5 protein-coding genes and 3 rRNA genes are annotated in these 13,395 nt (G+C 45.1%); 6 read left to right on the forward strand and 2 right to left on the reverse strand.

Going from position 1 to position 13,395, the window contains the following annotated elements; all coding sequences use genetic code 11:
• Positions 1-18 precede the first annotated feature (18 nt).
• A complete protein-coding gene (locus VIG27_RS01700; protein WP_394524716.1) occupies positions 19-1,011 on the reverse strand; it encodes an ABC transporter substrate-binding protein in 993 nt (330 codons plus the stop codon).
• Positions 1,012-2,391: 1,380 nt separating this feature from the next.
• Here VIG27_RS01700 and VIG27_RS01705 point away from each other — a divergent pair.
• From VIG27_RS01705 to VIG27_RS01720, 4 genes are all read left to right on the forward strand, one after another.
• Positions 2,392-3,922, forward strand: a 16S ribosomal RNA gene (locus tag VIG27_RS01705).
• 191 nt (positions 3,923-4,113) lie between these two features.
• Positions 4,114-4,231 (forward strand): 5S ribosomal RNA (rrf, locus tag VIG27_RS01710).
• Positions 4,232-4,686: 455 nt separating this feature from the next.
• Positions 4,687-7,578: ribosomal RNA gene (locus tag VIG27_RS01715) — 23S ribosomal RNA — on the forward strand.
• Together the 16S, 23S and 5S rRNA genes form the textbook arrangement of a ribosomal RNA operon.
• 228 nt (positions 7,579-7,806) lie before the next feature.
• Positions 7,807-8,292 (forward strand): low molecular weight protein-tyrosine-phosphatase, encoded by a 486-nt coding sequence (locus VIG27_RS01720; protein WP_394524718.1) that lies wholly within the window; start codon positions 7,807-7,809, stop codon positions 8,290-8,292.
• 356 nt (positions 8,293-8,648) lie between these two features.
• Here VIG27_RS01720 and VIG27_RS01725 read toward each other — a convergent pair whose 3' ends face one another.
• Positions 8,649-9,650, reverse strand: a complete 1,002-nt coding sequence (locus VIG27_RS01725; RefSeq protein WP_394524720.1) for an HD-GYP domain-containing protein — start codon at positions 9,648-9,650, stop codon at positions 8,649-8,651.
• A gap of 389 nt (positions 9,651-10,039) precedes the next feature.
• Here VIG27_RS01725 and VIG27_RS01730 point away from each other — a divergent pair, with 389 nt between their 5' ends.
• Positions 10,040-10,924 carry a helix-turn-helix domain-containing protein gene (locus tag VIG27_RS01730; protein WP_394524721.1) on the forward strand — a complete coding sequence of 295 codons (885 nt, stop codon included), beginning with the start codon at positions 10,040-10,042 and terminating at the stop codon, positions 10,922-10,924.
• 311 nt (positions 10,925-11,235) lie between these two features.
• Entirely contained in the window at positions 11,236-13,395 is a 2,160-nt protein-coding gene (locus VIG27_RS01735) for a glycoside hydrolase family 3 C-terminal domain-containing protein (RefSeq protein ID WP_394524723.1), read from the forward strand.

A 13,395-nucleotide genomic window follows, 5' to 3' on the forward strand; every position in this document is an offset into this window, starting at 1 on the left:
ACTAATCTCCCTTGCTATTTATTTTACTCCAAAGAAATCGTAAACCTGTTGAAGCATGAGCATGGCTGATTGAGGGCCTCCGCCTGCATTCCAATAAATGGAGTTTACCGGATGTACTTCATTATTCTTTACGGCTGTTAGATTTGCCCATAATGGATTCGCAACCCATTTGTCACGGAACGCAATATTTTCTTCTTCCGTCAAATTTGTCTGATCAAAAATGATATCACCTTCCATTTGAGGTATGGCTTCTTCTGACTGGAGCATAACTCCCCACTCAGTTCCCTTTTGACTGTCAGGTCGTTCAATTCCCATATCCTTAAGTACCAAAGCAGCAAAACCGTTATAAACAATTCTTGCGTGATCTGCTCTGAAATCCACAATGGAAATCTTTTTATCTTTTATCTTATCTGCTGCCTTTTCTTTGAAATAAGCAGTTTTTTCATCCCAGGTTTTAAGAAAATCATTCGCTTCCTTTTCTTTGTTCAGAGCTTTTCCAGTAATATCTAAAGTTTCTTTCCAGACATACACATCAGGCACCATCACGGTCGGTGCGATTTCAGAAAGCTGAGTGTATATTTTCTCATGGCGAAGCATTGACGCAATGATTAAATCTGGCTTTAAAGCAATAATTGCCTCTAAATTCGGCTGTGTTTCTATTCCTAAATTTTCAACTCCCTCCATTTGGTTGCGTAAATACTCATACACTGGCTTTTCAGACCAGGATTCAACGGCCCCAAGAGGCTTTACACCTAGCAGCAGAGCAGAGTCAGTCGCTCCCTGGAAAAGAGTAACCACACGGGTCGGCGTTCCTGTAATTGTAGTGCTGCCCATAGCATGTTCAACAACACGTGCTTCGGCATCAGCAGCTTTGGAGGTTTCAGCTTCAGTGCTAGTGGTTGTTGATTCGGTATTATTGCTTGATGAATTAGAGTCTTGTTTTGAGCTGGAACACCCAGCCAGAAGAGTAGTTACAACAAGCAATCCAGTTAATAATTTTACTATCTTCAAAATAGTTCACTCCTTAAGTAAGTATTTTATTATATTATGACTTTAGTTAGCTAAAACTAACCCAAAATGCCCGTTGAGTATACCATTATATAAGTAGCCTGTCAATGATAAAACTTAAGTAGTGTTATTAACTTATGATAATGTCACCTTAGGATTATCTTGAGAAAATGTCTCTTTTTGGTAAACTATTAAGATATGTATTTTATAGAAGGAATTATATATCTACCTAGTGCATTCCATAGATGTGTCTATTCACTTGATCATAGAAATCTATTATATAATAATCATAGAAATAGTCTTTCTTAGCTTTTCATTCGTATAATAAGATTATATTTAGATATTGTAAATGTGTAAAATATAGGCATATCATGCTATAATACAACCTCATTATATTATTTCTAAAAAGATGAAAATTGAAAAAGTAAATTCCAATCTCTCAACCCATACTGGAATTTAGTCCTGCACAAGTAGAATCTAATCTTTCATACGAAAGAACAGCCATCCATTTCTGTCTTGAACACCCTGCGCCGAAAGCCTGATTAGCTGTCAAGGGCTTGCCGTTAGGGGCTTTGCCCCCTTGACAGATATATCTGGCCTTACGGTATCATTTCCCATAGACAGAAAGAATAAGATACATGACTGTGGAATTTACTTCTGCATAAGACCAGAAAGCCCATAAAAATTGCTTGACACAATATAAGGTATTTTTAGAATAAACCGTTCAATATGTGCGAAACAGAGGGGAAGCCGTCCTGACAAATTCGATAAATTCAAGGGATTTTAAAGGTACAGTAGAATTTACTCTTGCACTGGAATTTACTTTTTCAAGTCAGCATTTCTAAAAAGATTGTAAAAAAGGTGTTGACATTTGTCACCTGTTTTGGTATGATATAACTCGCCGCTGAAAACGGCGGCAAAACTTCTTCCAAAACACATCGGGAAACGATGGAAAATGTTATGAAGAAAATGAAAAAAATGGTTGACAAAAACAACCATAAATGATAAGATATACGAGTTGCTGTTGAAGCAGACAACACAAAAAGCACTTTGAAAACAGAAGATTGAACAGTATGTAAAACCCTGAAAATTCTAATAAGTAAGCTGTGTTTGAACAGCTTTGAATGAGAAATTCAGAACGAATACAAGTAATTGTATACGAACCAAACAACAAGTAAAACGGGAAATAAATTAGCTAGTTAGTTGATTTTGACCGTGGATTGAACAAACTGGCAGGTCCAAGCGGTACGCTCATGAAGCTTTGCTTCATTCGCTACCATTTGCTTCGCAAATGTTCAGCTATTCACCCGAAAGTCCTTATGGAAGCGAGCTTCCAACAGACTTCCTGGTAAATATCTGACCGCTTTCAAAGACTATTTGCTTAAATTTGAGAGTTCGATCCTGGCTCAGGATGAACGCTGGCGGCGTGCTTAACACATGCAAGTCGAGCGAAGCAATTTTAAGGAAGCCTTCGGGTGGAATTAAGATTGACTGAGCGGCGGACGGGTGAGTAACGCGTGGGTAACCTGCCTCATACAGGGGGATAACAGTTAGAAATGACTGCTAATACCGCATAAGCGCACAGTGCCGCATGGCACGGTGTGAAAAACTCCGGTGGTATGAGATGGACCCGCGTCTGATTAGGTAGTTGGTGAGGTAACGGCTCACCAAGCCGACGATCAGTAGCCGACCTGAGAGGGTGACCGGCCACATTGGGACTGAGACACGGCCCAAACTCCTACGGGAGGCAGCAGTGGGGAATATTGGACAATGGGGGAAACCCTGATCCAGCGACGCCGCGTGACTGAAGAAGTATTTCGGTATGTAAAGGTCTATCAGCAGGGAAGAAAATGACGGTACCTGACTAAGAAGCCCCGGCTAACTACGTGCCAGCAGCCGCGGTAATACGTAGGGGGCAAGCGTTATCCGGATTTACTGGGTGTAAAGGGAGCGTAGACGGCGATGCAAGTCTGGAGTGAAAGCCCGGGGCTCAACCCCGGGACTGCTTTGGAAACTGTGTTGCTAGAGTGCAGGAGAGGTAAGTGGAATTCCTAGTGTAGCGGTGAAATGCGTAGATATTAGGAGGAACACCAGTGGCGAAGGCGGCTTACTGGACTGTAACTGACGTTGAGGCTCGAAAGCGTGGGGAGCAAACAGGATTAGATACCCTGGTAGTCCACGCCGTAAACGATGAATACTAGGTGTTGGGGAGCAAAGCTCTTCGGTGCCGCCGCTAACGCAATAAGTATTCCACCTGGGGAGTACGTTCGCAAGAATGAAACTCAAAGGAATTGACGGGGACCCGCACAAGCGGTGGAGCATGTGGTTTAATTCGAAGCAACGCGAAGAACCTTACCAAGTCTTGACATCGGAATGACCGGTCCGTAACGGGGCCTTCCCTACGGGGCATTCCAGACAGGTGGTGCATGGTTGTCGTCAGCTCGTGTCGTGAGATGTTGGGTTAAGTCCCGCAACGAGCGCAACCCTTATCCTTAGTAGCCAGCAGTACGGCTGGGCACTCTGGGGAGACTGCCAGGGATAACCTGGAGGAAGGTGGGGATGACGTCAAATCATCATGCCCCTTATGATTTGGGCTACACACGTGCTACAATGGCGTAAACAAAGGGAAGCAAAGGAGCGATCTGGAGCAAATCCCAAAAATAACGTCTCAGTTCGGATTGTAGTCTGCAACTCGACTACATGAAGCTGGAATCGCTAGTAATCGCAGATCAGAATGCTGCGGTGAATACGTTCCCGGGTCTTGTACACACCGCCCGTCACACCATGGGAGTTGGTAACGCCCGAAGTCAGTGACCCAACCGTAAGGAGGGAGCTGCCGAAGGCGGGACTGATAACTGGGGTGAAGTCGTAACAAGGTAGCCGTATCGGAAGGTGCGGCTGGATCACCTCCTTTCTAAGGAAGAAGAAGTAGGCATTGAGTACTTAATGAGGCATAGCCGAGTTTAGTACGAAAGCCCACCCGAACACTTAATGAAACGAAGCGAAGCGAGTTGAATTTAGTGAGAGTGGTGAGGGTTTTATATACTGTTGAGTCTTAGGTTTTCAAAGAAGTAAATAAGGAAACATCAAGAAAGACAAAAGATTTCTGGTGCCGATGCGCTTAGGGGAAACACCCGTTCCCATCTCGAACACGATGGTTAAGACTTAAGCGGCCGATGGTACTATGCTGGAAACGGCATGGGAGAGCAGGTGGGTGCCAGATTCCATTAAAAAAATCACTCGCCAGAGTGTTTTATATAGAACGGACACGTTCCAATGGGTGGAAAAGAAAACGAAGCCTGTGTTAAAGAATGTGTTAACCTGATTCAGCAGGGAAGTGCTGTTTTATATAACTGGTTTTTACCAGTGATTCGTGAGTTTGAGTACATCAAGCTTTCGAATGACTGATAAACTTCAGTCACAGTGGTAGAAATACGAAGGTGAAATCCTTCTGTTCGTATCACGCATGTACCTTGAAAACCACATATTGAAATATATCTAGATAGAGTCTTTGCAAAAAGACAATATCAAGACATCCGAGGTGTTACATCGAACGATGTAACCAAACAAAACTCGTTCAATTATCGTGACGTACGATAAACGAACAAACCTAAGACCAGAGATACAACGCTATGTATCTTAGATCAGTAGCCCGCACCCGCAGGTGAACATCGAATTGGTTAAGCTAATAAGAGCGCAGGGTGGATGCCTTGGCACTAAGAGCCGATGAAAGACGTGATAAGCTGCGAAAAGCTTCGGGGAGGAGCAAATATCCTTTGATCCGGAGATGTCTGAATGGGGAAACCCAGCTGAGCAAACCTCAGTTGTCGTATGGTGAATTCATAGCCATACGTCGGGAACCCGGGGAACTGAAACATCTAAGTACCCGGAGGAAAAGAAAGAAAACTCGATTTCCAAAGTAGCGGCGAGCGAAATGGAAGGAGCCTAAACCGTCATGCGTGCATGGCGGGGTTATGGACCGCAGGAAGTGAGACGATTTGTTACCAGAACGGTCCTGGAAAGACCGGCCATAGAAAGTGAAAGCCTTGTATGGGAAAGCAATAGTCAGCGAGCAGGATCCAAAGTACCACGAGACACGAGAAACCTTGTGGGAATTCGGGGGGACCACCCCCCAAGGCTAAATACTCCTTAGTGACCGATAGCGCATAGTACTGTGAAGGAAAGGTGAAAAGGACCCCGGGAGGGGAGTGAAAAAGAACCTGAAACCCTGTGTTTACAAGCTGTGGAACCACGTTAAAGGTGGAACCGCGTACTTTTTGTAGAACGGTCCGGCGAGTTACCGTTACTGGCAAGGTTAAGCACTGAAGGTGTGGAGCCGAAGGGAAACCAAGTCTTAATAGGGCGTTGAGTCAGTAAAGGTAGACCCGAAACCGGGTGATCTACCCATGTCCAGGTTGAAGCTGCCGTAAAAGGCGGTGGAGGACCGAACGCACATCCGTTGAAAAGGGTGGCGATGAGGTGTGGGTAGGGGAGAAATTCCAATCGAACCCGGAGATAGCTGGTTCTCCTCGAAATAGCTTTAGGGCTAGCCTCGTATTAGTCTGCCGGAGGTAGAGCACTGAATTTCCTAGGGGGCGTCAAAGCTTACCAAAGAATATCAAACTCCGAATGCCGGTCAGATGATGTACGGGAGTCAGACTGCACGAGATAAGTTGGGCAGTCAAAAGGGAAAGAGCCCAGACCACCAGCTAAGGTCCCAAAGTGCGTGTTAAGTGGAAAAGGATGTGAGATTTCAGAGACAACTAGGATGTTGGCTTAGAAGCAGCCACCCATTCAAAGAGTGCGTAATAGCTCACTAGTCGAGAGGTCTTGCGCCGAAAATGTCCGGGGCTAAAACACGACACCGAAGCTGTGGAATGTGCATTTATGTACATTGGTAGAGGAGCATTCTTAATGCATCGAAGCATTACCGTAAGGAGATGTGGAGTGTTAAGAAGAGAGAATGCCGGAATGAGTAGCGAGATGGAGGTGAGAATCCTCCAGGCCGAATATCTAAGGTTTCCAGAGTAAAGCTGATCTGCTCTGGGTAAGTCGGGGCCTAAGGCGAGGTCGAAAGACGTAGTCGATGGACAACAGGTTGAAATTCCTGTACCGCATATTATCAGAACTGTGGGGACACAGAACCGAGAGAGAACCCGGGAATGAAAAGACCGGGGCAAGCATTGGACTGGTTAAGCTGGCAAATCCGCTTAACAACAGGAAGGTGTGACGCGTACCGAACAAAAGTAGGGAAGTCTCTGTAGGGGCTGTCAAGAAAAGCCGCTATTGTGTAATATGTGCCCGTACCGTAAACCGACACAGGTGGATGAGGAGAGAATCCTAAGGCCGGCGGGAGAAGCATTGTTAAGGAACTCGGCAAAATGACCCCGTAACTTCGGGATAAGGGGTGCCTGAGAAATCAGGCCGCAGAGAATAGGCTCAAGCAACTGTTTAGCAAAAACACAGGTCTATGCAAAACCGAAAGGTGAGGTATATGGGCTGACGCCTGCCCGGTGCTGGAAGGTTACGAGGAGGGGTTAGCGGAAACGCGAAGCTCTGAATTTAAGCCCCAGTAAACGGCGGCCGTAACTATAACGGTCCTAAGGTAGCGAAATTCCTTGTCGGGTAAGTTCCGACCCGCACGAAAGGCGTAATGATTTGAGCGCTGTCTCAACAATGCACCCGGTGAAATTGAAATACCAGTGAAGATGCTGGTTACCTGCGCCAGGACGGAAAGACCCCATGGAGCTTTACTCTAGTTTGATACTGGGATTCGGTATTGCATGTACAGGATAGGTGGGAGGCAGAGAATCAAGGACGCCAGTCTTTGAGGAGCCGATGTTGGGATACCACCCTTGCGATACTGGGTTTCTAACCTGCAGCCATGACCTGGCTGGGGGACAATGTCAGGCGGGGAGTTTGACTGGGGCGGTCGCCTCCGAAAGAGTATCGGAGGCGCTCAAAGGTTCCCTCAGAATGGACGGAAACCATTCGAAGAGTGCAAAGGCATAAGGGAGCTTGACTGCGACACCGACGGGTGGAGCAGGTAGGAAACTAGGACTTAGTGATCCGGTGGTATAAAGTGGGATTGCCATCGCTCAACGGATAAAAGCTACCCTGGGGATAACAGGCTTATCACTCCCAAGAGTTCACATCGACGGAGTGGTTTGGCACCTCGATGTCGGCTCATCGCATCCTGGGGCTGTAGTAGGTCCCAAGGGTTGGGCTGTTCGCCCATTAAAGCGGTACGCGAGCTGGGTTCAGAACGTCGTGAGACAGTTCGGTCCCTATCCGGCGTGGGCGTAGGATATTTGAGAGGAGCTGTCCTTAGTACGAGAGGACCGGGATGGACTGACCTCTGGTGTATCTGTTGGTGATCAAGACCATGGCAGAGTAGCCAAGTCGGGAAGGGATAAACGCTGAAGGCATCTAAGCGTGAAGCCCCCCTCAAGATGAGATATCCCATCGCAAGAGTAAGACCCCTTGAAGACGACGAGGTAGATAGGGCAGAGGTGGAAGCATGGTAACATGTGTAGCTGACTGTCACTAATAGGTCGAGGGCTTAACCAGGTTGGTTTAGGTAAGAGGAAGAACGGATGAAAGATATAAGACAATGTGTGGTTTTGAGGGTATATGCAAGATTCATTTGCATAAGATAGATTTTTTGCGTAGATCCAGAAATGGGTTTGCGCTTTTTTGTTATTTTGAGGGAAAATAAAGTAAAGAGGAATGAAAAAGATAGTCAGGCAGAATAAGAAAAATAAGAAAATCAAGAAGTAAAGGAGAGAGCTGACTGAAATGGAGTTTCAAAATAAAACGATTGGTATTTTAATGGTCTGCCATGGAAATATATGCAGATCACCTATGGCAGAGTTTGTTCTGAAGGATTTGATTGAAAAAAGACATTTATCCCAACAGTTTTATGTGGCTTCGGCTGCGACCAGTTCGGAAGAAATAGGGAATCCGGTACATCCTGGAACTAGAAAAAGGCTGAAAGAAGCAGGGATTTCTTCGGAAGGGAAGTATGCAGTACAGCTGAGCAAAAATGATTATGATAAATATGATTACTTTATTGGTATGGAACAACGGAATATTACCAATATGATGCGGATTCTGGGGGGTGATCCTAAAGGTAAGGTAAGACGACTTCTGGATTTTGGAGCCAATCCCAGAGATATTGCAGATCCATGGTATACAGGAGACTTTGATAAAACTTATAATGATATTTTGGAAGGATGCGAAGCTTTGCTGAATCATATATTAAAACAGATAGGGGAAAATTAAGTGCAAACGGGGCGATAATAACACATAAAACCTAACAGATAAAGCCTAATAGATAAGGCTTATTATATAAAGCTTAACAGATAAAGCTTAACAGATAAAGCTTAGCAGATAAGGCTTAGCAGATAAAGCTTAGCAGATAAGGCTTAGCAGATAAAGCACATCACATAAAGCATAGCAGATAAAGCATAGCAGATAAAGCATAGCAGATAAAGCATAGCAGATAAAGCATATCACATAAAGCATATCACATAAAGCTTAACAGATAAAATTTAACAGATTAAACGATAGAAAAAGGTAATGGTGAGAAGAGATGGAAAAAAGGACTTTTTCCATATAAACTGGATGAAGTCCTTTGGTTACATGTCGGTATCGTCTATAATGGTTACGTTTAGTGATTCACAAGACAAATCCACATCTTTGCCGGCCATGGAGGGCGGGGTCAGGTAACGGATGACAGGACGTAATGTAAATCCTGGAGTGTTTTCTTTTACTACGGCAGTGCTTCCGTCGCTCAGCTTTACAATCGTGCCTACGGGATATGCGGATACACACTGAAGGAACGCACTTAGAAGATCCGGGTCGAAATGGGAGCTGGAACAGCTGGTGAGATAATCAAAAATTTTCTTTGGTGTCCATGCTTTTCGGTATGGTCTGGTGGAGCTTAAGGCATCATACACATCTGCGATGGCCAAAATACGGGCATAGAGCGGTATTTTTATTCCGGCAAGGCCGAAGGGGTATCCGCTTCCGTCAAATTTTTCGTGATGGGTCTGAATTCCCTGCAGGATCACCTGGGAGAACATATTGTATTTTCTTAATTTTTCGTAGGACAGGCTGGGGTGCTGCTTCATGATTTCAAATTCTTCATCATTTAGAGGGCCGGATTTGTTGGTGATATCCAGGGAGATATCCGTTTTACCAATATCATGAAGAAGGCCGCAAAGAGCCAGATTATTTAACTCTTCAAGGGAAAGCCCCAGGAATCTTCCCAGTAACACGCTTAATATTCCTACATAAAGACTATGGGAGTAGGTATAATTGTCATAGTCTCTGATGTCGATCATCTGGAAGAGGTACTCGTCCATATTAAGAATATTCATAACGACAGACTTTGCAGCAGCTGTAAGTTCATTATAGGTTTGCATGCTGGACTGAATGGTCACTTTTTTCAGGCTTTGATCAAAGGTGTTGCGGATGCTTGTCAGCATTTTGGCTTTTAATTCAGGCTCTACAAAATCTACGGGTTCAATGCCGTCTGTAAGTGCTGTATAAATATAGGCACCTTGCACTCCAATGATTTTCAGCCGTTTGATGATGCGTTCACTTAGTTGGTATCCGGCGACTGCAAATGGAAGCATTGGATTTGTTCCCGGGATGTTTCGGGCTAATACCATACCCTCTGTCAATTTCTCAATAGGAAGATAAATCAATTCTTTCACCTCAACAGACTATATGACTGTCTCCTCTTTGTATATTCAGAGTATTCCTTCTTATGTAAAATTTGGGAATAACTATGCTATGTCTCATTAAATTATAGTTGTAATTGATGAATGAGTCAATGAAATTTTGTAGGACAGCGGTATCGGTATGGGAGGAAAAAGACCGGAAGTTTGAGGGAGTTTGCAGTTGAAAAATATTGTTTTTACAGAGGAAAAGAGCTAAAATAGAACGAGACAGGAAAAAAGATGCTAGCCGTTCATTGAAGGGCTTTTATGCGGAGAATTGAGTTTGGGGCAGAGGAAATCCTATGATTGAGATTTTAAATGGAATGCACGAGACCATTCATTATGAATGTCCGTTGGGACTTCAGCTTTATCGTAATGTGGATTCTGAGGATTATCCCCAACACTGGCATGTGGGGATCGAGATTATTATGCCGTCAAAGGGCGGTTATGAGGTGACGGTAGGGGAAGAACACTATTTTCTGGAACCGGAGGATATTATTTTGATCCATTCCGGCGTGATCCATGCATTGAAGGCTCCTCCTGCGGGGGAACGGTATATCCTGCAGTTTGATACCACTCTTTTGTATCATTTAAGAGAGATGGAAACGCTGCTTTATATGATGCCTTCTGTAATCTTCTTTAAAAAAGGCGATGGGCTTCATTGCTTTTTTAAGGAAAGACTTGATAAGATTATCCGGGAGTACCGGGAAAACAGTACGTTTCGGGAGGCGGCCATTTATGCGGCTCTGATTGAAATTTATGTGGAACTGGGAAGAAAAGAGGTGTATCAGAAGTCTTATCCCGGAAAGGTTGAGTCCATGAAACAGCGGGAGTATTTTGAAGCGGTCATGGGGGCCTGCACTTATATCAACCGGCACTATATGGAGAATCTTACTTTGGAGGAAGTGGCTCAGATCGGCGGGTTTTCCAAATATCATTTTACCAGAATTTTTAAGCAGTATATGAATATGACTTTTTATGAATATTTAAATTCCAAACGGGTCAAACGGGCGGAAGAGCTTCTTTATAACACAAAGGAGCTGAGCATTACCGATGTTGCCATGGGGGCCGGGTTTTCCTCTATGAGTGCATTTAACCGTACCTTTAAGATGTTTAAAAACTGTTCTCCCAGTGATTACCGGAGGATGAAGCAGCAGAATATCATTCAGGAGACAAATGGCAACTAGATAAATACAAAATTAGATTTCAATAAAAGACGAAAGTTCCTTGAGAGAAAATAGTGGCTTATGCCGTGTTTTTTTCAAGGGACTTTTTTTATAAAAAGCAATATGTGCACCAATCGAAGCAAGATATGAGATGTCTTGTTTTTTATACAATGCTATGATGAAATTACGAAATAGAAAGGGGATTGCAGAGTGAGGATGCATACAGGAGGTGGTGTCTGGCGATTGAATGGGGACCGGATTCTTGTATGAAATATTCATTGGCAACGCTCCTGATAGGTTCAGATAAAATGATAAGGGGAGGGCTGTATCTCATGAATAAGGTAAAACAGATGGAATATGAGAAAAGAGCAAAGGAACTGGTAGCAGGAATGACGAGAGAGGAGAAGGTTTCACAGACCATACACAGTGCGGCTGAGATTCCAAGATTGGGGATCAGGGCCTATAACTGGTGGAACGAGGGGCTTCACGGAGTGGCCAGAGCAGGGGTGGCTACGGTGTTTCCTCAGGCCATTGGAATGGCTGCTACATTTGATGAGGAGCTTCTTCATGAAGTGGCAGATGCGATTTCCACAGAGGCAAGGGCGAAATTTAATATGCAGCAAAAATACGGGGATACGGGAATCTATAAAGGACTGACCTTTTGGTCTCCCAATGTGAATATTTTCAGAGATCCCCGCTGGGGCCGGGGGCATGAGACTTTTGGAGAAGATCCTTATCTGACTTCACGCATGGGGGTCCGTTTTATTGAGGGGCTTCAGGGAGATGATGAAAATTATTTGAAGGTTGCCGCCTGCAGCAAGCATTTTGCAGTACACTCAGGACCGGAGGATGAACGCCATTCTTTTAATGCCGAGGTATCAAAACAGGATTTGTTTGAGACGTATTTGCCTGCTTTTGAGGCTTGTGTAAAGGAGGGGCAAGTGGAAGCGGTCATGGGAGCCTATAACCGGACCAATGGAGAACCTTGCTGCGGGAGCAAGACCCTGCTTCGGGATATTTTGAGAGAATCCTGGGGATTTTCCGGGCATGTGGTTTCGGATTGCTGGGCAATCAGGGATTTCCATGAACATCACGGGGTGACGTCCTCCGCTTTGGAATCTGCCGCCATGGCCATGGAGAACGGATGTGATTTAAATTGCGGCAGCTTATTTTTATATCTGAATGAGGCGGTGGAACGGGGGCTTGTTTCGGAGGAGCGGCTAAATGAAGCGGTGGAGCATTTGATGGTGACACGGTTAAAGCTAGGGCTGTTTGATGAGGCAAAGAAGGTTCCTTATAGTGGGATTCCGTTTGAAGACAATGATACCAGGGACCATCAGGAGCTTAATTTCAAGGCAGCCAGAAAGTCCTTTGTGCTGCTGAAAAATGAAGGCAAGCTGCTGCCTCTTGACAGGAGTAAATTAAAGACGGTTGGAATCATCGGTCCGAACAGCAATAACAGAAAGGCGCTGGTGGGAAATTATGAGGGGACGGCTTCCAGATATTATACCATTTCTGAGGGGATTCAGGATTATCTGGGGGATGAGGTCCGGGTTATGGTCTCGGAAGGTTGTCATTTATTCAAAACCAAGGTGAGCGGACTGGGGCAGGACAATGACCGTTTGTCCGAGGTTCAGGGAGTTTGTGAAGCCAGTGATGTGATTATTGCATGTCTGGGGCTGGACTCCGGTCTGGAGGGAGAAGAGGGAGATATGGGCAATGAATTTGCCAGCGGGGACAAACCGAATCTGTCTCTTCCCGGACTTCAGCAGGAGGTGTTGGAAGAAATCTATAAAAGCGGAAAACCGGTGATTCTTGTGCTTTTATCCGGCAGTGCATTGGCGGTATCGTGGGCAGAGGATCATATTCCGGCCATCTTACAGGGGTGGTATCCGGGCGCACAGGGAGGCCGGGCACTGGCATCGGTTCTGTTTGGGGAATATGCGCCGGAGGGAAAACTGCCGGTTACTTTTTATCGCAGTACGGAGGAGCTTCCGGCGTTTACGGACTATGGGATGAAGGGCAGAACTTACCGTTATATGGAGCAGAAAGCCCTTTATCCATTTGGATATGGTCTTTCGTATACAGATTTTGAGGTTGGTAAGGCTGCTCTCAGCAAAAATGTGGTGTCAGAGGGGGAAATGATAACTGTTAAGGCGGCACTGAAAAATACCGGCTCTATGAAGGGGGCGGAGACTTTGCAGGTTTATATCAAATCCTGCCGGCCAGGGACTCCCAATGCCCAGTTAAAGGCATTTACTAAGGTGGAACTGGAACCTGGGGAAGAACGGGAGGTGACCCTGATTTTAAAAGACAGGTCCTTTGCGCTCCGAAATGAAAATGGAGATCTGGTTCTGGAGGAGGGAACTTACCAGGTCTATGTTGGAACCCAGCAGCCGGACGCACGGAGCAGAGAACTGACGGGGAAAGAACCGGTGTGTGTGAAGGTATCGGTGCTAAAGAGGGCTGTTTTGGAGAAATGCTGTATTTGA

It is taken from the genome of Lacrimispora sinapis (assembly GCF_043633585.1).
In the GTDB taxonomy this organism is placed as follows: domain Bacteria; phylum Bacillota; class Clostridia; order Lachnospirales; family Lachnospiraceae; genus Lacrimispora; species Lacrimispora sinapis.

Bases quoted from the DNA above. Each gene is read 5' to 3' on its own strand.
- VIG27_RS01720 (WP_394524718.1), top strand. From the start codon at position 7,807: ATGGAGTTTCAAAATAAAACGATTGGTATTTTAATGGTCTGCCATGGA.
- VIG27_RS01725 (WP_394524720.1), bottom strand. From the start codon at position 9,650: ATGCTTCCATTTGCAGTCGCCGGATACCAACTAAGTGAACGCATCATC.
- VIG27_RS01730 (WP_394524721.1), top strand. From the start codon at position 10,040: ATGATTGAGATTTTAAATGGAATGCACGAGACCATTCATTATGAATGT.
- VIG27_RS01735 (WP_394524723.1), top strand. From the start codon at position 11,236: ATGAATAAGGTAAAACAGATGGAATATGAGAAAAGAGCAAAGGAACTG.